The following is a 22,318-nucleotide window of genomic DNA, read 5'->3' as shown; positions in this document are numbered from 1 at the left end:
CGGTTGTGAGGAATGGCGAATGCCGTGCCTCACCGAATGCGCTGCCGGGGGTTCCGGGCCAGGGATTCGAGGGCAGTGTGAACCTCGAAGATTGGTGGGGTGGGGATCTTGTCGACTGGGGAGGAGGAGGTGAAAGTCGCCAAGTCCGAGGCTTCGGTAATCACCGGGGCCTGGTGCAAGAGGGAGACGCTCCGCAGCCAGTGAGCGGGCGGAGCTATCCGGGAACGGAGTTCTGCGTGGACATCGTCGTCAAGGGCCGCAAGACCGAGGTGCCCGAGAGGTTCCGCAAGCACGTGGCCGAGAAGCTGAAGCTGGACAAGATCCAGAAGCTCGACGGCAAGGTGATCAGCCTGGACGTCGAGGTGTCCAAGGAGCTCAACCCGCGGCAGGCCGACCGGTCCGACCGTGTGGAGATCACACTTCACTCCCGCGGACCGGTGATCCGGGCGGAGGCCGCGGCCGCCGACCCGTACGCAGCACTCGACCTGGCCACGGGCAAGCTGGAGGCACGGCTGCGCAAGCAGCACGACAAGCGTCACAACCGCCGCGGCAACGGCCGTATTTCGGCATCCGAGGTGGCCGATGTCGTTCCTGGCGTCGCCGAGTTGAACGCCAACGGCCGGCCCGTCAGCGAAGAGGCGCCTGCATCCATTCCCACCACGAGGATCGGCTCGCTCGAGGTGCAGGGCGAAGGTCCGCTGGTGGTTCGCGAGAAGAACCACACCGCAGCACCGATGACGCTCGACCAGGCGCTCTATGAGATGGAGCTGGTCGGGCACGACTTCTACCTCTTCGTCGACTCCGAGACGAAGCAGCCCAGTGTCGTCTACCGACGGCACGCCTACGACTATGGCGTCATCCACCTGGAGACCGACCCACTGGCCGGATCCGAGGCGGGCGGGGCCGGAGGAGCGCTCGGCGGCTGATCCCGTCAGCAGGCAGGTGATGGTGCCCCTGGAGCGTCTTGTGCGCCCCCAGGGGCACCACCGTGCGACCGCAGGATCACGCCTCTGCCGTCCGGGCATGAAAGCATGGAGCCGCGAGCCAACCGGTGCCCTGTGCACTGATGTTGGCGGAGCGGACCACTCATGATCTTCAGGCCACGGCCTTCAGGGGGAGGAACGATGGCGGACAGCTTCGGACCGGTGCACGGCGACACGGGCGATACCGAGGGCACGGTCGTCGATGTCGCCGCGGAGTCGGGCGGTTCCCGCAAGGAGCCGATCCGGGTCCTTGTGGTGGACGACCACGCTCTCTTCCGTCGGGGCCTGGAGATCGTCCTCGCACAGGAGGAGGACATCCAGGTTGTCGGCGAGGCCGGTGACGGGGCGGAGGCCGTCGACAAGGCCGCAGATCTGCTGCCCGACATCGTGCTGATGGATGTGCGGATGCCCAAACGCGGCGGTATCGAGGCCTGCACCTCCATCAAGGAGGTGGCCCCCAGCGCGAAGATCATCATGCTGACGATCAGCGACGAGGAGGCCGACCTCTACGACGCGATCAAGGCGGGCGCCACCGGCTATCTCCTCAAGGAGATCTCCACCGACGAGGTGGCCACGGCGATCCGTGCGGTGGCCGACGGCCAGTCGCAGATCAGCCCGTCCATGGCTTCCAAGCTCCTCACCGAGTTCAAGTCGATGATCCAGCGCACAGATGAACGCAGGCTCGTCCCCGCGCCCCGGCTGACCGAGCGGGAGCTGGAAGTGCTCAAACTGGTCGCCACGGGCATGAACAACCGCGATATCGCCAAGGAGCTGTTCATCTCCGAGAACACCGTGAAGAACCACGTCCGCAACATCCTGGAGAAGCTTCAGCTGCACTCCAGGATGGAGGCCGTGGTCTACGCGATGCGGGAGAAGATCCTCGAGATCCGCTAGCGGCCGGTTCCGGCCGACCGCGCGGCCGCGCGGTCAGGCAAGCGCCCGGACCAGCTCCGCGGCGAGGTCGGGGCGCTCGGTGCGTTCGCCCTGTGCGGACTCGACCCGTACGGATTCGACGCGTACGGAATCGCAGCCGACCCACTCCGCGGCCTCGCGCAGGGCCTGCGCCATGGGGGCCACGGCCTTCGGGGTCTGAAGGGACACCTGGCGCGCCACCAAGGTCGTCCCCTCGCGCGCCGGGTCGACGCGACCCAGCAGCTTGCCGCCCGACAGCAGAGGCATCGCGAAATAGCCGTACACCCGCTTGGGCTTGGGGACGTACGCCTCGAGGCGGTGGATGAAACCGAAGATCCGTTCCGTACGCGCCCGCTCCCAGATCAGCGAGTCGAAGGGGGAGAGGAGGGTCGTGCGATGGCGGCCACGGGGCGCGCTCGCCAGTGCCTCGGGATCCGCCCAGGCCGGCTTCGACCAGCCCTCGACCGTGACCGGCACCAGTCCGGAGTCAGCGACCACCGCGTCGAACTGCTCGCCCTTGAGCCGGTGGTAGTCGGCGATGTCCGCGCGGGTGCCGACGCCGAGGGACTGGCCGGCGAGCCGGACGAGCCGGCGCAGGCACTCCGCATCGTCCAGGTCGTCGTGGAGGACGGCGTCCGGGATCGCCCGCTCGGCCAGGTCGTATACCCGCTTCCAGCTGCGCCGCTCGGTGCACACCACCTCGCCGTGCATCAGCGCCCGCTCGACGGCGACCTTCGACTCCGACCAGTCCCACCACTCACCCTTGTTCTTCGCGCCGCCCAACTCTGTCGCGGTGAGCGGGCCTTCGGCGCGCAGCTGCTTGATGACCTGGTCGTAGGCGCCGTCGGCGAGCTCGTGGTACCAGTGCGGGCGGCCGCGGTAGGCGCGTCGGCGGAAGGCGAAATGCGGCCACTCCTCGACGGGCAGGATGCAGGCCGCGTGCGACCAGTACTCGAAGCTGTGCCCCTCGGTCCAGTACGCGTCCTCGACCGTGCGGCGGCCGACGGCGCCGAGGCGGGCGTACGGAATCAGCTCGTGCGAGCGGGCAAGCACCGAGATCGTGTCCAGCTGTACGGCGCCGAGATGCCGCAGCACACCCCGCACCCCGCCCCGCCGGTCGGGCGCGCCCAGGAACCCTTGGGCGCGCAGCGCTATGCGGCGGGCCTCGTCGGCGGAGAGTTCGGCGGCGGGGCGCGGCAGGATCGTCATGCTCCCGCACGATAGACGGGGGCACTGACAGTCTGCCCCCGGGTCCGGTCGGTCCGGTAAGGCCCGTCGGTCCGGTAAGGCCGGCCCCGGTCTTGTTCCGTCAGCCGTCAGCCGTCAGCCGTCAACCGTCACCCCGGACGGCCGGGAGAGCGGCGGGGAGATACGGATGGGTGCTCGGCAGTCCCAGGTCCGAGGGGAGCAGCGCACCGACCCAGGCGTCCCTGAGGGTGTCCTTGTTGAGCAGCGCCGCGCGCAGGGCCCCCTCGACGACGAAGCCGGCCTTCTCCGCCACGGCCCGGGAGCCCGCGTTGCCCACCTCGGCGCGCCACTCCAGGCGCGTCGCGCCCAGCCTGGTGAAGGCCCAGTGCGCCACGGCGCCCACGGTCTCCGCCATCACCCCGCGTCCGCGGTGCTCCTTGCCCGTCCAGTAGCCGATCTCCCAGGTGCCCGAGAAGGTGCGCAGGGTCACGGCGACCGAGGCCATCAGCGGGCCGCCCTCGCGGGGCAGTACCGCGAACGTGCACATGGTGCTGTTGCGCCAGCCGTCCGGCACCATCTGTCCGGTGAACTCCGCCGCGTGCTGCCGCAGGTATGGCGAGGGGACGGTCGTCCACCGCTGAATGTCGGGATCCTGACAGGCCTGGAAGACCGCCTCCGTATCGTCGGTCGTGAAGGTACGCAGCAGCAGTCGCTGGGTGGTGAGTGTGATGGGCTCCATGCCCGGATTCTGGTCACGGGCGCGTGCGGATGCGAGCACTTTTCGGACCTCACCGGCACCTTCGGCGCGTCCCGCGCGTTCTTCATGCGGGTATCAGCAGGCCTCCGTGACGGCAGACCCCCGGCGGACCTCCCGGCGCGGCGGGGTCCTCGCTTACGATGGCCGTTGCGGTGGGGCCCACCTGCCGTGCCCGCGCCAGTGTCCGTTACACGACCCAGTGCCAGGCCCGATCGGCAAGGAGACCAACCTCAGTGTCCGTCTTCAACAAGCTCATGCGTGCAGGCGAAGGCAAGATCCTGCGCAAACTGCACCGCATTGCGGACCAGGTCAACTCCATCGAAGAGGACTTCGTCAACCTCTCCGACGCCGAGTTGCGGGCGCTCACCGATGAGTACAAGCAGCGCCATGCCGACGGTGAGAGCCTGGATGATCTGCTCCCCGAGGCCTTTGCGACAGTTCGCGAGGCCGCCAAGCGCGTTCTCGGTCAGCGCCACTACGACGTACAGATGATGGGCGGCGCGGCGCTGCACCTCGGATTCGTCGCCGAGATGAAGACCGGTGAGGGCAAGACCCTCGTCGGCACGCTTCCCGCGTATCTCAACGCGCTCTCGGGCAAGGGCGTCCACCTGATCACGGTCAATGACTACCTGGCCGAGCGTGACTCCGAGATGATGGGCCGGGTTCACAAGTTCCTGGGCCTGTCCGTCGGCTGCATCCTCGCCAATATGACGCCCGCGCAGCGCCGTGAGATGTACAACTGCGACATCACGTACGGCACGAACAACGAGTTCGGCTTCGACTACCTGCGCGACAACATGGCGTGGTCCCAGGACGAGCTCGTCCAGCGCGGCCACAACTACGCCATCGTCGACGAGGTCGACTCGATCCTCGTCGACGAGGCCCGTACGCCGCTGATCATCTCCGGCCCCGCCGACCAGGCCACCAAGTGGTACGGCGACTTCGCCAAGCTGGTCACGCGCCTGACCAAGGGTGAGGCGGGCAACCCCCTCAAGGGCATCGAGGAGACCGGCGACTACGAGGTCGACGAGAAGAAGCGCACCGTCGCCATCCACGAGCCGGGCGTCGCCAAGGTCGAGGACTGGCTGGGTATCGACAACCTCTACGAGTCGGTGAACACCCCGCTCGTGGGTTACCTGAACAACGCCATCAAGGCCAAGGAACTGTTCAAGAAGGACAAGGACTACGTCGTCATCGACGGCGAAGTCATGATCGTCGACGAGCACACCGGCCGTATCCTCGCCGGCCGCCGCTACAACGAGGGCATGCACCAGGCGATCGAGGCGAAGGAAGGGGTGGACATCAAGGACGAGAACCAGACCCTCGCCACGATCACCCTGCAGAACTTCTTCCGCCTCTACGGCAAGCTGTCCGGTATGACCGGTACGGCCATGACCGAGGCCGCCGAGTTCCACCAGATCTACAAGCTGGGCGTCGTGCCGATCCCGACGAACAAGCCCATGGTCCGCATGGACCAGTCCGACCTGATCTACCGCACCGAGGTCGCCAAGTTCGCGGCGGTCGTCGACGACATCGCGGAGAAGCACGAGAAGGGCCAGCCGATCCTGGTCGGCACCACCTCGGTCGAGAAGTCCGAGTACCTCTCGCAGCAGCTCAACAAGCGTGGCGTCCAGCACGAGGTGCTCAACGCCAAGCAGCACGACCGGGAGGCGACGATCGTCGCCCAGGCCGGCCGCAAGGGCGCTGTGACCGTCGCCACGAACATGGCCGGCCGTGGTACGGACATCAAGCTCGGGGGCAACCCCGACGACCTCGCCGAGGCGGAGCTGCGCCAGCGCGGCCTGGACCCCGACGAGCACGTCGAGGAGTGGGCCGCGGCCCTGCCCGCCGCGCTGGAGCGGGCCGAGGAGGCCGTCAGGGCCGAGCACGACGAGGTCACCGACCTCGGTGGGCTGTATGTCCTGGGCACCGAACGGCACGAGTCGCGTCGTATCGACAACCAGCTGCGCGGTCGTTCCGGCCGTCAGGGCGACCCGGGCGAGTCCCGCTTCTACCTGTCGCTGGGCGACGACCTGATGCGTCTGTTCAAGGCGCAGATGGTCGAGCGTGTGATGGCGATGGCGAATGTGCCGGACGACGTCCCGATCGAGAACAAGATGGTGACGCGCGCGATCGCGTCGGCACAGTCGCAGGTCGAGCAGCAGAACTTCGAGACGCGTAAGAACGTCCTGAAGTACGACGAGGTCCTCAACCGCCAGCGTGAGGTCATCTACGGCGAGCGCCGCCGCGTCCTGGAGGGTGAGGACCTGCACGAGCAGATCCGTCACTTCATGGACGACACCATCGACGCCTACATCCAGGCGGAGACCGTCGAGGGCTTCGCGGAGGAGTGGGACCTGGACCGGCTGTGGGGTGCGTTCAAGCAGCTCTACCCGGTGAAGGCGACCGTCGAGGAGCTGGAGGAGGCGGCCGGCGACCGTGCCGGGATCACCGCCGAGTTCATCGCCGAGTCCATCAAGGACGACGTCCACGAGCAGTACGACGAGCGCGAGAAGCAGCTCGGCTCGGACATCATGCGTGAGCTCGAGCGGCGCGTCGTGCTGTCCGTCCTGGACCGCAAGTGGCGCGAGCACCTCTACGAGATGGACTACCTCCAGGAGGGCATCGGCCTGCGCGCGATGGCGCAGAAGGACCCGCTGGTCGAGTACCAGCGCGAGGGCTTCGACATGTTCACCGCCATGATGGAGGGCATCAAGGAGGAGTCCGTCGGCTACCTGTTCAACCTGGAGGTCCAGGTCGAGCAGCAGGTCGAGGAGGTCCCGGTGCAGGACTCCCCGGCGAAGGCCTCGCTCACCAAGGAGGACGCGGTGCCGGCGGGCGCCGGGCGTCCGGAGATCCGTGCCAAGGGACTGGACGCTCCGCAGCGCCCCGACCGGCTGCACTTCTCGGCTCCCACGGTGGACGGCGAGGGCGGTGTCGTCGAGGGCGACTTCGACAATGACGGCGGCCCGGCCCGGTCCGAGACGGACGGGATGACGCGTGCCGAGCGCCGGAAGGCGCAGAAGGGCGGCGGGCGCCGCCGCAAGAAGTAGCGCCTGCGCTGCCTGCTTGCCAGCTGAATACGGCCGGGGCCGGACACCGAACGCGGTGTCCGGCCCCGGCCGTATTCCCTGAGGCGGGCCCCTGAGGTGCGGGAGGGGGGAAGGGCGGGAGCGGCAGTCAGGCGGGCAGTGGAGGGCGGTCAGGCGGGCCCGGGAAAGCCCGTCCGGGCCCCGTTGGGCCCGGCGGCTGCTCGGGTGCGCGCCCTGCCCCGGTGAGCGGCTCACACCGGTGCGTGGCCGCCGACGCGTTCCCCGCCGAGCTCCACGGCCGCGCAGCGCCAGCGCTGGTCCGCCCCCTGCTCCAGGCGGAAGGCCATCGCGCTGACCCGGTCGCCCGAGCCGATCCGGGCGAAGGCCTCGATCACGCCGGGGCCCGGGTGGTACTCGCCGCAGTGGCGTACGACGGGGGTCACCCGTTCCGCAGGCCGCAGCGGTGCCCCGGGGGCGAGCCGCACCAGCTGTTCGTATGCCTCGCCGATGGTGTGGCCGAGCATCCAGTGCACCGGGCGCCGGCCGCTGAGTACCGCGAGCAGGCGGTCGGCGAACCAGTAGTGCGGTTTGTGCTGCCGCCGTGCGCGTGCCATCGCCGATGTCGCCACGACGGCCGGACGGCGCTGGTCACGCCGTCCCGCGGGCCGGGTCCTGTCCATGCAGATCGCCCCCGATGTGCCGGGCCCGATGGAGATACCGGGCGGTAACTTCGTTGGTGATCTTCTACGGGGGCGGGGCGGGCGCTCGCAACGAGCGCTGCCGCCGCCGGGGCGGGCCGACACCATCACCTATCAGGGTGACGAGCAGCGGTCCCGGGCGGTCACGACCGGTCGGGTCATGTCCTGAGTGGACGGTGCGTGGGGGTGGTAGCGGCACCCCGAAAGGGGACGTCGCACGTATCCTGAGGGCGTCTTCCGACTACGAAAGCGGCCAGCCATGCGCGTCTACGTCCCCCTGACCCTTCACGGTCTCGCAGAGGCGCACAAGGCGGGCGAACTGGGCCCCGGCCCGCTGACCGCCTATGCCGTCACTCCGGGCCTGCGCGAGTGGTACGTCTCCGACGACATCGAGGAGCTCGAGTACGCCGCGCTGAACCGTGCCGCGGCGGGGTCGCTGCGGCTGCTCGCCGGTGACCCGGCGGCGGCCAGGCGCCGGGTCGTCGTCGCCGTCGACGTACCGGACCAGGACGCGGTCGCCGATCCCGACCGGGTGCTGCTCCCGAGCGCGCTCGGTGAGGTGCGGATCGCGTCCGCGGTGGCGCTGGCCAAGGCGGCGGCGGTGCATGTGGACGCCGACGACGCGGTGGGCGATGTGTCCGCGGCGGCGGGGGCGCTGGGGGCGGCGGACCAGGGCGACGACGACGCCCAGTTCACGGTGGACGGGGCGGAGGACCATGAGCTGCTCTGGTACGGGGTGCAGGAGATCCCGAACCTCATCGGCTGATCGGCTGATCGTTTGCGATCCCTGCGATCCCTGCGGTCGCTGTGAGCCCCGCGGTCTCTGCGGTCGCTGAGGCGCTGTGGTTGCTGCTGATCCGGCCGATGGTGGGTGCGGGCGGCCGGTTGTCGTACCCGGCCGGTACGGTTTTCGCATGGGGAAGCACAGCACACATCTGGTCTGGGACTGGAACGGCACACTGCTCGACGACAACACGGCGGTCATCGCGGCGACCAACGCCGCGTTCGCGGAGGTAGGCCTGGAGCCGATCACGCTCGAGCGCTACCGAGAGCTGTACTGCGTGCCGATTCCCCTCTTCTACGAGCGGCTGATGGGCCGGATGCCGTCGGACGACGAGTGGGTGGCCATGGACGAGGCCTTCCATCGGCACTACGCCGAGCACCGGATCGGCTGCGGGCTGACCGAGGGCGTCGAGGAGCTGCTGCGGGAATGGCGGCTGGCCGGGCGCAGCCAGTCACTGCTGAGCATGTACGTGCACGAGCATCTGGTACCTGCCGTGCGGGGGTTCGGCATCCACGACCACTTCCTACGCGTCGACGGGCGTACGGGACCGTCCGGCGGCACCAAGGCCCTGCATATGGAGCGGCACCTGGCGGCGCTGGTTGGGGACGTCGCCCCGGAGCACACGGTGGTCATCGGCGACGCGGTCGACGACGCGGTGGCGGCGGCGCACGTGGGCGCGCGGGCGGTGCTGTACACGGGCGGCTCGCACAGCAGGGCCAGCCTGGAGTCGGTGGGTGTGCCGGTGGTGGACAGCCTGGCGGAGGCGGTGGAGGAGGCGGCGCGGCTAGCGGCGTGAGGGGGCGGTGCGGGGGCCTGCGCCTGCGGCGGGCCTGCTCCCGACTCCGCTCCTACCCGGAACCGGGCCGCCGGCGCAGGGCTCCCTCGGCATGCGGCCCGCGGGAAGACCGGGGCTCCGTCCCGGCCCCGTCGGGCCTGCCTCCTGACGAGAGCCTTCGCGCCTTCGCCCCGTACGCCTGGCGCCGCGCCCCTCCCACCCCCTTCCTGTAGGGGCTCCGCCCCGCACAGGCCCCGGGCCCCGCACAGGCCCCGGGCCCGGGGGCGTGCCTCAGGTCACCGGGTTCCGGCGGGCCTTCTCAGGTCACCGGGGCCTTTTCGCGCAGCACCTTGAGGAACTCTCGCATCCATGCCGAGTGGTCCGGCCAGGCGCGGGCCGAGACCAGGGTGCCGTCCACCACCGCCTCCGCGTCCTGGAAGCTCGCTCCGGCCGCCTGCATGTCCATCTCCAGTGCGGGGTAGGCGGTGACCCGGCGGCCCTCGAGGCCACCGATCGCCGCCGTCAGCAGCGGGCCGTGACAGATCTGCGCCACCGGCTTGTCGGCGTCGAAGAAGGACTTGAGGATCTTGCGCAGCTCCGCGTCGTTGCGCAGGTACTCCGGGGCGCGGCCGCCCGGGACCACCAGGGCGATGTACTGGCCCGGGTCGACTTCCGAGAAGCCCAGGTCCGCGGGCCAGGTGTAGCCCGGCTTCTCGGTGTATGTGTCGAAGCCCGGCTCGAAGTCGTGCACGACGAACTGAAGCTTCTTGCGGGCGGGGGCCGCGATATGGACCTCGTAGCCCTCCTCCCGCAGCCGCTGGTACGGGTAGAGAACCTCGAGGGACTCGGCGGCGTCGCCGGTGACGATCAGGATCTTCGCTGTCATGACTGCTCCCGGTGTCAGGCTCTCGGCGATGTCCGTGCTGACGGTGACCATGTCGTCACCGTCAACCTGCACCGCCGGAAGCTGTTTGCCAAGAGGGCCTGTGTCGCTGTCCAGACTGTCAAACTTCGGGCCCTGCTTTTGTACACATACAGCTCATGACGGGTCGGGGGGTGCCTCTATGTCCTTCGTCAAGCCTGAGCAGGTCATGCGGTGGCTGTCTCGGGGGTGCGGGATTCGTAGAAGGTGCCGTCGCGGAGCATGGCGAACAGCACGCTGATGCGGTGGCGGGCGAGGCGGAGCAAGGCCTGTGTGTGGGTCTTGCCGCGGGCTCTTTGCCGTTCGTAGTAGGTGCGGGAGGCGGGGTCGTGCAGGGCGGCGAACGCGGAGAGGAACATGGCCCGTTTCAGGAGCCGGTTGCCTGTTCTGGGGGCGTGTTCGCCGTGGATGGAGGATCCGGAGGACCTCGTTGCCGGGGCGAGGCCGGCGTAGGAGGCAAGGTGGGCGGCAGTGGGGAACGAGGTGCCGTCGCCGATGGTGACCAGCAAGGTGGCGGCGGTCCTGACACCGACTCCGGGCATCGAGGTCAGGACCTGGGAAAGAGGGTGCGACTCAAGCAGCTCGCCGATCTGGGCTTCCAGAGCGCGTCGTTGTTCGTGGACGGCGGCCAGCGAGCGGGCCAGCGAGGGCACGACCACGTCCAGGGTGCCGGTGCCCGGGACCACGACGGTCTGTTCGTCGAGCGCGTCGAAGATGTCGTCCACCAGGCGTTCGGCCATGCGCGGGGCCTTGGGCCGTATCAGGTTCACGAGCCTGCGGCGTCCGGCCTTACGCAGGGCGGCGGGCGAGCCGAAGCGTTCCAGCAGGTGCGTCACAGCCTGGTGGTCCAGGCGGGGCCCCAGTACTCGCTCCAGGCTCGGGTGGAACTGGGTGAGCAGGCCGCGGAGCCGGTTGCTGGTGCGGGTAGCCTCGGCGGCGAGGTCCTGGTCGAAGCCGGTCAGGACGGTAAGCTGGGCCGCGGTCTCGTCGGCCAGTTCCAGGGCCCGCAGGGTGTGAGGCATGGTGCGGGCGGCGTCCGCGATCACGTGCGCGTCGCGGGCATCGGTCTTGGCCTCACCGGGATACAAATCGGCGATCCGCCGCATCGCCAGCCCTGGCAGGTAGGCCACGTGGCAGCCGGCGTCCCGGGCCACCGCGAGCGGCAGGGCGCCGATCGATGCGGGCTGGTCCACGATGACCAGCACGCGGCCGAACCTGGCCGTGAGCTTGTCGAACACGGCCCGCAGTTTCGGCTCGCTGTTGGGCAGCCGCTTGTCGTAGACGGTCTTGCCGCCCGCTGTCAGGCCGTGGCCGTGGTGGTCGCCCTTGCCGACGTCCAGGCCGAGGAAGACCGCGATTTCACCGGTGTCGAGCACCGCACCCCCCGAGGGTGGTCGTTCCGTCCCGGCCTCACCCACCGGCACCGAGCGCGCGCATCCACGTTACGCAGACCTGCCACCCTTCAACGGCCGGGCGTTGCGCTCGGCCGGGTGACGGTCGGGCCTCTCATCAGCGGTCAGACGGTGCCCCGGACCCGGTGACACCACCCCCCAGGTCATCGCTTCGACAGGGGGCAACAGTCATGCCGGGCCCGGAGGCCAGGAGCCCCGTTTCAGGGCCACGAAGAAAGTAACGGGGCGGGACGATAGCCTTGACCCGTGATCAGCGCGATATGCCGTGGGGGCAGCGAAGCCCCCGGCCTGCGCCCGGAGCGCCACCGCGCCCGGGCGATCGATGATCGCCTCATTCCGGCCCGGCCGCCAAAATTGGCCAATTACGGCTCGGACATCTCTCACCGCGGCATAACGTCGACTCCGACCGGACACCCCGCGTCGAGGCGTTGCGCCGCTTCTTTCACCTACGTCACGCAACGGCGCGCGACAGGAGCCAGAGGACATGCAGACCAAGCTGGACGAAGCCAAGGCCGAGCTGCTCGCACGGGCTGCCCGGGTAGCTGAGAACAGCCCGGTCGGGGGGAACCTTCCGACTGCGGCCGAGCCAGGGGAGCGACCCGACCGGGACACCCTGCTCAACTACCTCCAGCGCTACTACCTGCACACCGCGCCGGAGGACCTCGCCGACCGCGACCCGGTCGATGTTTTCGGCGCCGCGCTTTCCCATTACCGGCTCGCGGAGAAGCGTCCCCAGGGGACGGCCAATGTGCGGGTCCACACCCCGAGCGTGGAAGAGAACGGGTGGACCTGCAGCCACTCCGTCGTCGAGGTCGTCACCGACGACATGCCCTTCCTTGTCGACTCGGTCACCAATGAGCTCTCCCGCCAGGGCCGCGGCATCCATGTCGTGATCCACCCGCAGGTCACCGTGCGCCGTGATGTGACCGGCAAGCTCATCGAGGTGCTGCCCACCGAGGTGGCCCGCACGGGGATGCCGCACGACGCGCTCGTCGAGTCCTGGATCCATGTCGAGATCGACCGCGAGACCGACCGCGCCGATCTGAAGCAGATCACCGCCGATCTGCTGCGGGTCCTCTCCGACGTACGTGAGGCCGTCGAGGACTGGGAGAAGATGCGCGACTGCGCGCTGCGCATCTCCGAGGAACTGCCGAGCGAGCCGACCGCCGACGATCTGCGCGACCAGGAGGTCGACGAGGCGCGTGAGCTGCTGCGCTGGCTCTCCGCCGACCACTTCACCTTCCTCGGATACCGCGAGTACGAGCTCACCGAGAACGACGCGCTGGCCGCCGTCCCCGGAACCGGGCTGGGCATTCTGCGCTCCGACCCCCAGCACAGCGAGGACGAGACCCACCCGGTCAGCCCGTCCTTCAGCCGGCTGCCCGCCGACGCCCGTGCCAAGGCCCGCGAGCACAAGCTGCTCGTCCTGACCAAGGCCAACAGCCGCTCGACCGTGCACCGGCCCTCCTACCTCGACTACATCGGGGTGAAGAAGTTCGACGCCGCGGGCAATGTGATCGGCGAGCGCCGCTTCCTGGGGCTGTTCTCCTCCGCCGCGTACACCGAGTCCGTGCGCCGCGTCCCGGTCATCCGCCGCAAGGTCCAGGAGGTCCTCGAAGGTGCGGGCTTCGCGCCCAACAGCCACGACGGCCGCGACCTGCTGCAGATCCTGGAGACCTACCCGCGCGACGAGCTGTTCCAGACCCCGGTCGACCAGCTGCGCTCCATCGTCACGTCCGTCCTCTACCTCCAGGAGCGCCGCAGGCTGCGGCTGTACCTGCGCCAGGACGAGTACGGGCGCTACTACTCCGCCCTCGTCTACCTGCCGCGCGACCGCTTCACCACTGACGTACGGCTGCGCCTCACCGACATCCTGCTGGAGGAGCTGAGCGGCCGTCCGCCGGTCGACTTCACCGCCCTGCACACCGAATCGGTGCTGTCCAGGCTGCACTTCGTCATCCGCGTCCAGCCCGGCACCGAGCTCCCCGACCTCACCGACGCCGACAAGGACCGCATCGAGGCGCGGCTGGTCGAGGCCGCCCGTTCCTGGGCCGACGGCTTCGGCGAGGCGCTGAACGCCGAGTGCGGCGAGGAGCGCGCGGCCGAGCTGCTGCGCCGTTACGGCAACGCCTTCCCCGAGGGCTACAAGGCCGACCACTCGCCGCGCGCCGCCGTCGCCGACCTGGTCCGCCTGGAGCAGCTGGCCCGCTCCGGCAAGGACTTCGCGCTCTCCCTGTACGAGCCGGTCGGCGCCGCCCCCGGCGAGCGCCGCTTCAAGATCTACCGCGCCGGTGAGCAGGTCTCGCTGTCCGCCGTCCTGCCGGTGCTGCAGCGGCTCGGCTGCGAGGTCGTCGACGAGCGTCCGTACGAGCTGCGCTGCTCGGACCGTACGACCGCCTGGATCTACGACTTCGGCCTGCGCATGCCGCTGGCCACGGGCAACGGCGACTACCTCGCCGACGACGCCCGCGGGCGTTTCCAGGACGCGTTCGCCGCCGTGTGGACCGGCGAGGCGGAGAACGACGGCTTCAACTCCCTCGTCCTGGGCGCCGGCCTGAGCTGGCGGCAGGCGATGGTGCTGCGCGCATACGCCAAGTACCTGCGCCAGGCCGGTTCGACCTTCAGCCAGGACTACATGGAGGACACCCTCCGTACCAACGTCCACACCACCCGGCTGCTGGTCTCGCTCTTCGAGGCCAGGATGTCGCCGGGCCGCCAGCGCGCGGGCACCGAGCTGACCGACGGTCTGCTGGAGGAGCTGGACGGCGCGCTCGACCAGGTCGCGAGCCTGGACGAGGACCGGATCCTGCGCTCCTTCCTCACCGTGATCAAGGCGACGCTGCGGACCAACTTCTTCCAGAGCTCCGGCGAGGGCAGCGGGAACGGAGGCCAGGAAGCAGCGAGCGGCACCCAGCACAGCTATGTGTCGATGAAGTTCGACCCGCAGGCCATCCCGGATCTGCCGGCGCCCCGCCCGGCGTACGAGATCTGGGTCTACTCCCCGCGCGTCGAGGGTGTGCACCTGCGCTTCGGCAAGGTCGCGCGCGGTGGTCTGCGCTGGTCCGACCGGCGTGAGGACTTCCGTACGGAGATCCTGGGCCTGGTCAAGGCACAGATGGTCAAGAACACGGTGATCGTGCCGGTGGGTGCGAAGGGCGGCTTCGTCGCCAAGCAGCTCCCGGACCCGTCCGTGGACCGTGACGCCTGGCTCGCCGAGGGCATCGCCTGCTACAAGATCTTCATCTCCGCACTGCTCGACATCACCGACAACCTGGTCGCGGGTGAGGTCGTTCCGCCGGCCGATGTCGTACGCCACGACGAGGACGACACCTACCTCGTCGTCGCCGCCGACAAGGGCACCGCGTCCTTCTCCGACATCGCCAACGAGGTCGCGGTCGCGTACAACTTCTGGCTCGGGGACGCCTTCGCGTCGGGCGGCTCCGCCGGATACGACCACAAGGGCATGGGAATCACCGCCCGCGGTGCGTGGGAGTCCGTCAAGCGGCACTTCCGCGAGCTCGGCCACGACACCCAGACCCAGGACTTCACGGTTGTCGGCGTCGGCGACATGTCCGGTGACGTGTTCGGCAACGGCATGCTGCTCAGCGAGCACATCCGGCTCGTGGCGGCCTTCGACCACCGTCACATCTTCATCGACCCGAAGCCGGACGCAGCAGTCTCGTACGCCGAGCGCCGCCGCCTGTTCGAGCTGCCCCGTTCCTCCTGGGCCGACTACAACAAGGAGCTGCTGTCGGCGGGCGGTGGCATCTACCCCCGTACCGCCAAGTCGATCCCGGTCAACGCGCATATGCGTGAGGCCCTCGGCATCGAGGCCGGTATCGCCAAGATGACGCCCGCCGAGCTGATGCAGGCGATCTTCAAGGCGCCGGTGGACCTGCTGTGGAACGGCGGCATCGGTACGTATGTCAAGGCCCACACCGAGTCCAACGCCGACGTCGGCGACAAGGCCAACGACGCGATCCGCGTCAACGGCGAGGATCTGCGGGTCAAGGTGGTCGGCGAGGGCGGCAACCTGGGTCTGACCCACCTCGGCCGGATCGAGTTCGACCGCAACGGCGGCCACATCAACACCGACGCCATCGACAACAGCGCGGGCGTGGACACCTCCGACCACGAGGTGAACATCAAGATCCTGCTCAACGGCCTGGTGTCGGACGGCGATATGACCGTCAAGCAGCGCAACAAGCTGCTCGCCGAGATGACCGACGAGGTCGGCGCGCTGGTGCTGCGCAACAACTACGCGCAGAACACCGCCCTGTCGAACGCCGTCGCGCAGTCGCCGTCGCTGCTCCACGCCCACCAGCGCTTCATGCGGCGCCTCGAGCGGTCCGGGCATCTGGACCGGGCGCTGGAGTTCCTGCCGACCGACCGCCAGATCCGCGAACTGCTCAACGCGGGCAAGGGGCTCAGTCAGCCCGAATTGGCCGTCCTGCTCGCCTACACCAAGATCACGGTGGCGGACGAGCTGATCGGGACGGCCCTGCCGGACGACCCGTACCTGCGCCGGCTGCTGCACGCGTACTTCCCCAAGCCGCTGCGCGAGAAGTTCCCCGAGGCGGTCGACGGGCATGCGCTGCGCCGCGAGATCGTCACGACAGTGCTGGTCAACGACACGGTGAACACCGGTGGCTCGACCTTCCTGCACCGGCTGCGGGAGGAGACCGGGGCGTCGACCGAGGAAGTTGTGCGGGCGCAGACCGCGGCCCGCGAGATCTTTGGTCTGAACGCGGTGTGGGACGCCGTGGAGGACCTCGACAACCGGGTCGCGGCCGATGTCCAGACCCGCATCCGGCTGCACTCGCGGCGCCTCGTCGAGCGCGGTACGCGATGGCTGCTGGGCAACCGGCCGCAGCCGCTGGAGCTCGCCGGGACCATCGAGTTCTTCGCCGAGCGTGTGGAGCAGGTCTGGGCGGAGCTGCCGAAGATGCTGCGCGGCGCGGACCTGGAGTGGTACCAGGGCATCCTGGACGAGCTCAGCGACGCGGGCGTTCCCGAGGGCCTCGCCCTGCGGGTGGCCGGGTTCTCGTCCGCCTTCCCGACGCTCGACATCGTCGCGATCGCGGACCGTACGGAGAAGGAGCCGATGGCGGTCGCCGAGGTCTACTACGACCTCGCGGACCGGCTGCGGATCACCCAGCTGATGGACCGGATCATCGAGCTGCCGCGGGCCGACCGCTGGCAGTCCATGGCCCGTGCCTCCATCCGCGAGGACCTGTACGCCGCGCATGCCGCGCTGACGGCGGACGTGCTCTCCGTGGGGAACGGCACTTCGGCGCCAGAGGAGCGGTTCCAGGCGTGGGAGCAGAAGAACGCGGCGATCCTGGCCCGGGCGCGGACGACGCTGGAGGAGATCCAGGGCTCGGACACGTTCGATCTGGCGAATCTGTCGGTGGCGATGCGGACGATGCGGCAGCTGCTGCGTACGCACAGCTAGCGGTAGGCGCGTACGCACGGCCGGCGGTACGCATGGGCACCGGGGCAGCCCGGTAGCCGGTTCGCCCTCAGTCGCCGGACGGGCTCGATTGCGAGCCCGTCCGGCGATTGCGCGTCCTGCTCAGCCAGCCCGAGGACCTCGGGTCCTTCGCGGCGCGCTCGATGCGTGACACCGTCGCGGCCAGTGGCTTCGGCAGCCAGCCGCCGAAGATCCGTACGTCACGTCCCGCAGCCCGCCCGCACAGCTCGGCCACCTCGGCCGCGGCCGGCCGGTCCTCGGGCCGTGCGGCGAGGCAGGCCGCCAGTACCTCGTGCAGCGCCGCCGGATACACGCTCAGATCCGGGGGCTCGCGGTCGGTCCCGGCGATCCGGGTGGCGACGACGAGGCCGCCGCCCTCCCCGTACGGATGGCGCCCGGTGGCCGCCTCCGCGGCGACGAGCCCGAGCGTGAAGACATCGGAGGCGGGCGTGAGCCGCTTGCCGAGCGCATGCTCCGGAGACATGTACCTGGGCGTGCCGACCATCCGGCCGATGGTGGTCAGCGCGGCGGATCCCACGGCCCGTGCGATGCCGAAGTCCAGCAGCCAGGGCCCTTCCGCGGTGAGCAGCAGATTGGCCGGTTTGACGTCGCGGTGGATGACCCCGGCGGCGTGCACGGAGTCCAGCGCGTGCGCGGCGCAGGCGGTCAGCTGGAGGACACACGGCAGCGGCAGGGGTCCGTACTGCTGCAGTGCGTCGTCGAGCGGCAGGCCCGGTACGTAGCGGGTGGCGAGCCAGGGCCGGGCGGCCTCCGCGTCATGGTCGACGACGGGTACCAGGTGGTGGCCCTGGACCCGGCGGGCCGCCTCGACCTCGCGGGCGAAACGCTTCCGGAAGCTCTCGCTCTGCGCGTGTTCGCGGCGGATCAGCTTCAGTGCGACGGGTCGGCCGTCGGCGGTGCGGGAGAGAAAGACGGTGCCCATGCCGCCCTCGCCGATCCGCGCCTCGAGCACATACCCGGCGATCTCCCGCGGATCGTCCTCCCGCAGCGGCTCCGGCCCCCCGTTGCCCATGACGCGACCCCCTCGGCGTGCCCCTGCCCGGTGTCGGGCAGGGGAGCGGGAGCCTATCGCGGGGTCGTGCCGGTCGTGCCGGTCACTCCTGTTGTGGCGCTCTCGTCGGTCGCGATGGGCGCGCTGGTCGTGGCGCTCGTTTCTGTCGCGCTGGTGGTGCCGGTTGTGGTGGTGGTGACGGTGGTGCCGGTAGTGACGGTGGTGTCGGTGGTGTCGGTTGTGGCGTTCTTGGCGGTCGTGGCCGCCCACAGGCGCCAGCAGGACAACAGCGCGGCGGCGACCAGCAGTCCGTTGCGTACGACCATCAGCGTGTTGCCCAGTGCCGAGCCGTACATGACGTCCAGGTAGAAGGTCGGGAAGGCCACCGCCGTCACGGCGGTCGCGGCCAGCAGTACCCACGCCACCGGGCGCTGGGTGGTGAGCCGGGAGGTGAGACAGACCGCGGCCAGGCCGAGCAGCCAGACCAGATACTGCGGGCTGATCACCCTGCTGGTGACGGTGAACAGCAGGACGGCCGCGAGTGCGGCGTCGAACGGTGTCGCGGTGGTCCATCGCGACGCCCTGCCCCGCCAGAACATCAGCCAGCCGAAGGCGGCCGCGGTGAGCATCATGGACAGCTGGGCGATGGTCGCCACATGCACGCCGCTGAATTCCAGGGCGCCGTAGCGGGATTCGACCCAGATCGGCATGCCCGACGCCCGCATCAGTGACAGCACGGTGCCGCCCAGCGACTCGATCTGCACGCCCCTGGCGCCTTGTTGCTGCAGGAAGCCGAGGCTGTTGCGGAAGCCGAGGGCGAGTACGGCGAGCAGCGCGGCCGCGGCTGCCGCGGCGGACAGCCAGGCCTCCCGGCTGGTGCGCCCGCGCTCCATGCCCACCAGGGTGAGCAGCGGCCAGACCTTGATCATGGCGCCGAGTCCGGCGAACACCCCGCCCAGGCGCGGGCGGCGCCGGGAACTGAGCAGAGCCAGCACGGCAAGGGCCGTGACCTGGATGTCGAACCGTCCGTGCGGCACGTTCAGCAGCAGCGGCAGTCCGCCCGTCCACACCCAGGCCCCGGCGAGGCTCCCGCCCCGGCGGGCCAGGGCCAGGGTGACGATCGCGTCGGCGGCGAACGTGAGGACGAGGAACGCCTGGAAGTAGCCGAGGAAGGGCAGCACCGCGGGGAACAGGAACACCAGGCCGGCGCCCGGCGGGTACTGCCAGGTGACGTCGTTGACGGGGAAGGAGCCGTCGGTCAGCTGCTGGTACCAGCGCGGGTAGAGGAAGTTCACCTCGTCCGAGACGTTGCTGACGCCGATGCTGTCCTGGACGAGCAGATACAGCATGCCGAGCCGGGTCAGGGTCCAGACCGCGTAGAGAGCGATGTCCATTCTCCTCGCCGCGCGGGCGCGGGCGTCGGCTGTTCCGCCGGGGCCGCCGGGGCCGCCGGGGCCGCCGGGGCTGCCGGGACTTCCAGGGCTGCCGGGACTGACGTCCTCCGGGACGGGGGTGCTGCCGACGAGACCGGTCTGTTGCTGCGTCACAGAGGGGAAATTTAGTACCTTTTGTGGCTATTCACCGGCAGTGAACCGCTCGTACTCCGCCACGACTTCCTTCGCCGGTCCGTCCCTCCGCAGCGTCCCCGCCTCCAGCCAGAGGGCGCGGTCGCAGCTCTCGGTGACGGTGCTGTTGTTGTGGCTGACCAGGAAGACCGTGCCGGCCTCCGCCCTCAGCTCGTCGATGCGCCGCTGACTGCGCCGCCGGAAGCGGGCGTCGCCCGTGGACAGCGCCTCGTCGATCAGCAGTACGTCATGGCTCTTCGCGGCGGCGATCGAGAACCGCAGGCGGGCTCCCATGCCCGAGGAGTACGTGCGCATCGGCAACGATATGAAGTCGCCCTTGTCGTTGATCCCCGAGAAGTCGACGATGCCGTCGTAGCGTTCGCGGATCTGCTCGCGCGTCATGCCCATCGCGAGGCCGCCGAGGATGACATTGCGCTCGCCGGTCAGATCGGACATCAGCGCCGCGTTCACGCCGAGGAGTGAGGGCCGGCCCTGGGTGAACACCTTGCCCCGGGAGGGCGGCAGCAGGCCCGCGATGGCCTTGAGCAGGGTCGACTTCCCCGAGCCGTTGGAGCCGATCAGGCCGATCGCCTCGCCCTTGTACGCGGCGAAGCTGACTCCCTTGACGGCGTGCACCTCGCTGACACCGGGGGCGGCCCGGCGCGAGACGATCCGGCTGAGGGCGGAGGTGGCACTGCCCCCCTTGCCGGGCGCTGCTCGAGGTGGCATCGCACACTCTGCGCCACCCGGTGGCCTCGCAGGTGATCCCGGACCTCCTGGTCGAGGCGGCCCGCCACCCGGAGATCTCGGACGCGATCAAGGCGGCGCTGCTGGACCACCAGCAGGGCGTCGCGGCGCTGGTCGTACGGGAGGCGGTGGCCCGCGGCGAACTCCCGGAATCGACAGACCCCGACAGGGCGCTGGATGTGATCGTGGGCCCGCTGTACTGGCGGCTCGTGGTGGTACGGAGCGGGCTGCCGGAGGGGTACCTGGACGACCTGGCGGCATCGGCGGTGGCGGCGCTCCGGGCGTGACAGGGGCTGTGCCGCAGCTCGCCCCCGGCCCCCGGCCCCTCGTCCGTGCGTGAGTGCGTGAGTGCGTGAGTGCGTGGGCGGGACTGAAGCCCTTCAGCGCACCGGTACCCGCACCGGTACCCGCGCCAGGATCTCGCCCGTGTCCGGGCCGTACGCCACCACCACCGCCTCCCGCGGGACGCGCTGCACCGGGGTCAGCAGGAGCCAGCGCACTGCGTAGCGCGTGGCGATCCTCGCGCGATCAGGGGCGGGGGTCCGGGGCGAGAGATACAGGCCCACGTCCCGTGTACGTGCACGGCGGTCCGCCTCCGGGAGGGAGGGGTCCGGCCACTTCGGGGCGACCAGGTAAGGGCCGTAGGCCGGGAGGGTGCGGAGTGCGGCGTCCGCGTTCGTCAGGACCACCTCGCCCACCGCGATGTGCTCCGCCGCCCACAGGTATCGGGCCGGACGCGGGGGCTGTGCGAAGCCGATCGGGTCCAGGGAGCGGGGGACCACCGCCCCGGCCTGGACCGTGAAGAACCCGAGGCAGGCCGCCCCCGCGGCGAGCGGCGCCAGAAACCGGCGCGCCGCTCGCCAGTGGGGCCGGGGGCCGGGCGCGGACAGTTCCACGGCCAGGGCGATCTGCCCCGGGATCAGGGCGAATCCGATCAGGCGGCCGTACGTGTAGTGGCCGCCGAGACGGCCGTACGCCACCGCCAGCACCGCCGCCGCGCACATCAGCACCAGCGGGTCGCGCCGGTCGCGGCGCAGCCGCAGCCACAGAGCCGGCAGGCAGACCGCCGCCAGCCAGAGCTTTCCGGGCAGATTCTCGTACAGCCGCCGATGGATCCCGTCGACGAGCGTGTCGCCGACGAGCGAGAAGACGTCGAAGTACGGCCAGGACACGCCCACCGCGACCGCCGCCGCCCCCGTCAGCGCCCAACGCGCGGCCACCGCACGCCCCCACCCGCTCTGCCACCCCGCGACCAGAGCGGCCACACCGAGCAGCGCACCCGCCGACGAGATCGGGTGGATCAGCAGGACCAGCCCGAGAATCACCCCCAGCGCGGCATGCGTCCAGAGGCCCGCCCCTTCCCGCGCCGCGCGTCCCGTCCACGCCCACAGATGGAAGGCGACCCCGATCGCGAACGTGCTCGGATACGGCAGATTCCCGGTCATCGACATCAGCCCGAGATAGCCGCTCCACCACGCGGGCGCCGTCCCCCACAGCAGCACCATCGCGGCCAGTGCCAGTACGGGAGCCCACCGGCGCTCGGTGAACAGCCGGGTGAAGCGGCCGATGCCGGTGAGCAGCACCAGCAGATTGACCGGCCCGGAGAGTCTGACGACCAGCCACCCCGGCAGCGAGGTGGCCTGGGCGATCAGCCCCTGGACCACCGTGAAGGGGGAGTAGTACGGGCTGCCGGCGCCCGGCAGATCGGCCATCGGGTGCGTGGGGTGCAGCAGATCCGCCCGCAGCCGTTCGACGACCGCCGCGTGCTGCCCGAAGTCGCAGCAGATCGGTACGCGCCAGGCCGCCGCCGACATCACCACCCAGAAGAGCCCGCCGAGCAGGAAGTAGACGCCGGGCCGCCGGACTGCAGGGGGCGTGGCAGGAACGGAAACTGCAGGGGGCGTGGCAGGAACGGAAGAGGTGGGCACACCTCATCGCTTCCGTACGGGCGTGCCGCGCTCCCGCGCCGTCACCCGTACGGCTCAGCGGGCGGTGACCCTTGCCCGCCGTACGGGTTGTTCTCCCAGCAACCCGCGCTCAGCAACCCCGCGCTCTTGA

The 22,318-nt window shown here is 70.0% G+C and carries 15 protein-coding genes and 1 pseudogene; 7 read left to right on the top strand and 9 right to left on the bottom strand.

The genetic code is table 11. From position 1 onward, the window contains the following. Positions 1 to 236 precede the first annotated feature (236 nt). Together raiA and OG883_RS27240 are read left to right on the top strand one after the other, a co-directional pair. Positions 237 to 926 (top strand): ribosome-associated translation inhibitor RaiA, encoded by a 690-nt coding sequence (gene raiA / locus OG883_RS27245; RefSeq protein WP_266545869.1) that lies wholly within the window; start codon positions 237 to 239, stop codon positions 924 to 926. A gap of 198 nt (positions 927 to 1,124) precedes the next feature. Further along, positions 1,125 to 1,877 (top strand): response regulator transcription factor, encoded by a 753-nt coding sequence (locus tag OG883_RS27240; protein WP_266545867.1) that lies wholly within the window; start codon positions 1,125 to 1,127, stop codon positions 1,875 to 1,877. Positions 1,878 to 1,910: 33 nt separating this feature from the next. Here OG883_RS27240 and OG883_RS27235 read toward each other — a convergent pair whose 3' ends face one another. Together OG883_RS27235 and OG883_RS27230 are read right to left on the bottom strand one after the other, a co-directional pair. After that, positions 1,911 to 3,104, bottom strand: a complete 1,194-nt coding sequence (locus OG883_RS27235; protein ID WP_266545864.1) for a winged helix-turn-helix domain-containing protein — start codon at positions 3,102 to 3,104, stop codon at positions 1,911 to 1,913. A gap of 121 nt (positions 3,105 to 3,225) precedes the next feature. Next, entirely contained in the window at positions 3,226 to 3,822 is a 597-nt protein-coding gene (locus OG883_RS27230; protein WP_266545855.1) for a GNAT family N-acetyltransferase, read from the bottom strand. Between the two features lie 251 nt (positions 3,823 to 4,073). On the opposite strand from OG883_RS27230, the gene secA reads away from it, so the two are divergent. Beyond that, positions 4,074 to 6,893 carry a preprotein translocase subunit SecA gene (gene secA, locus OG883_RS27225; RefSeq protein WP_266545852.1) on the top strand — a complete coding sequence of 940 codons (2,820 nt, stop codon included), beginning with the start codon at positions 4,074 to 4,076 and terminating at the stop codon, positions 6,891 to 6,893. Between the two features lie 230 nt (positions 6,894 to 7,123). On the opposite strand, the gene OG883_RS27220 is transcribed toward secA, so the two are convergent. Then, positions 7,124 to 7,552 carry an Rv3235 family protein gene (locus OG883_RS27220; RefSeq protein WP_266545849.1) on the bottom strand — a complete coding sequence of 143 codons (429 nt, stop codon included), beginning with the start codon at positions 7,550 to 7,552 and terminating at the stop codon, positions 7,124 to 7,126. Between the two features lie 277 nt (positions 7,553 to 7,829). Here OG883_RS27220 and OG883_RS27215 point away from each other — a divergent pair, with 277 nt between their 5' ends. After that, positions 7,830 to 8,336 (top strand): hypothetical protein, encoded by a 507-nt coding sequence (locus OG883_RS27215; protein WP_266545846.1) that lies wholly within the window; start codon positions 7,830 to 7,832, stop codon positions 8,334 to 8,336. A gap of 148 nt (positions 8,337 to 8,484) precedes the next feature. Continuing rightward, complete coding sequence (locus OG883_RS27210; protein ID WP_266545843.1) at positions 8,485 to 9,150, top strand: HAD family hydrolase; 666 nt, start codon at positions 8,485 to 8,487, stop codon at positions 9,148 to 9,150. Positions 9,151 to 9,448: 298 nt separating this feature from the next. Here the strand turns inward: OG883_RS27210 and OG883_RS27205 are convergent, their stop codons facing one another. Together OG883_RS27205 and OG883_RS27200 are read right to left on the bottom strand one after the other, a co-directional pair. Further along, entirely contained in the window at positions 9,449 to 10,015 is a 567-nt protein-coding gene (locus tag OG883_RS27205) for a DJ-1/PfpI family protein (protein WP_266549483.1), read from the bottom strand. A 203-nt stretch (positions 10,016 to 10,218) separates the two neighbouring features. Next, positions 10,219 to 11,427, bottom strand: a complete 1,209-nt coding sequence (locus OG883_RS27200) for an IS110 family transposase (protein WP_266534610.1) — start codon at positions 11,425 to 11,427, stop codon at positions 10,219 to 10,221. A gap of 520 nt (positions 11,428 to 11,947) precedes the next feature. On the opposite strand from OG883_RS27200, the gene OG883_RS27195 reads away from it, so the two are divergent. Continuing rightward, positions 11,948 to 16,918 (top strand): NAD-glutamate dehydrogenase, encoded by a 4,971-nt coding sequence (locus OG883_RS27195; protein WP_266545840.1) that lies wholly within the window; start codon positions 11,948 to 11,950, stop codon positions 16,916 to 16,918. 67 nt (positions 16,919 to 16,985) lie between these two features. Here the strand turns inward: OG883_RS27195 and OG883_RS27190 are convergent, their stop codons facing one another. The 3 genes from OG883_RS27190 to OG883_RS27180 are packed head-to-tail and all read right to left on the bottom strand — an operon-like array spanning position 16,986 to position 20,242. After that, positions 16,986 to 17,969, bottom strand: a complete 984-nt coding sequence (locus tag OG883_RS27190; protein WP_266545837.1) for a serine/threonine-protein kinase — start codon at positions 17,967 to 17,969, stop codon at positions 16,986 to 16,988. 53 nt (positions 17,970 to 18,022) lie between these two features. Continuing rightward, the gene (locus OG883_RS27185; RefSeq protein ID WP_266545834.1) at positions 18,023 to 19,495 is read right to left on the bottom strand and encodes a glycosyltransferase family 87 protein; all 1,473 of its coding nucleotides are present in this window, start codon (positions 19,493 to 19,495) and stop codon (positions 18,023 to 18,025) included. 27 nt (positions 19,496 to 19,522) lie between these two features. Further along, entirely contained in the window at positions 19,523 to 20,242 is a 720-nt protein-coding gene (locus tag OG883_RS27180) for an ABC transporter ATP-binding protein (protein ID WP_266545831.1), read from the bottom strand. Between OG883_RS27180 and OG883_RS27175 the strand changes: the two are divergent. Then, positions 20,221 to 20,547: pseudogene (locus OG883_RS27175) on the top strand (TetR-like C-terminal domain-containing protein); the annotation flags it as partial. The gene OG883_RS27180 and the pseudogene OG883_RS27175 overlap by 22 nt on opposite strands. Before the next feature lie 93 nt (positions 20,548 to 20,640). Here the strand turns inward: OG883_RS27175 and OG883_RS27170 are convergent. After that, positions 20,641 to 22,101, bottom strand: a complete 1,461-nt coding sequence (locus OG883_RS27170) for a hypothetical protein (protein ID WP_266549481.1) — start codon at positions 22,099 to 22,101, stop codon at positions 20,641 to 20,643. Positions 22,102 to 22,318 lie beyond the last annotated feature (217 nt).

The organism is Streptomyces sp. NBC_01142, from assembly GCF_026341125.1.
GTDB lineage: Bacteria > Actinomycetota > Actinomycetes > Streptomycetales > Streptomycetaceae > Streptomyces.
The sequence above is the reverse complement of the archived record's forward strand: the minus strand, read 5'-3'. Positions and strand labels throughout refer to the sequence as shown.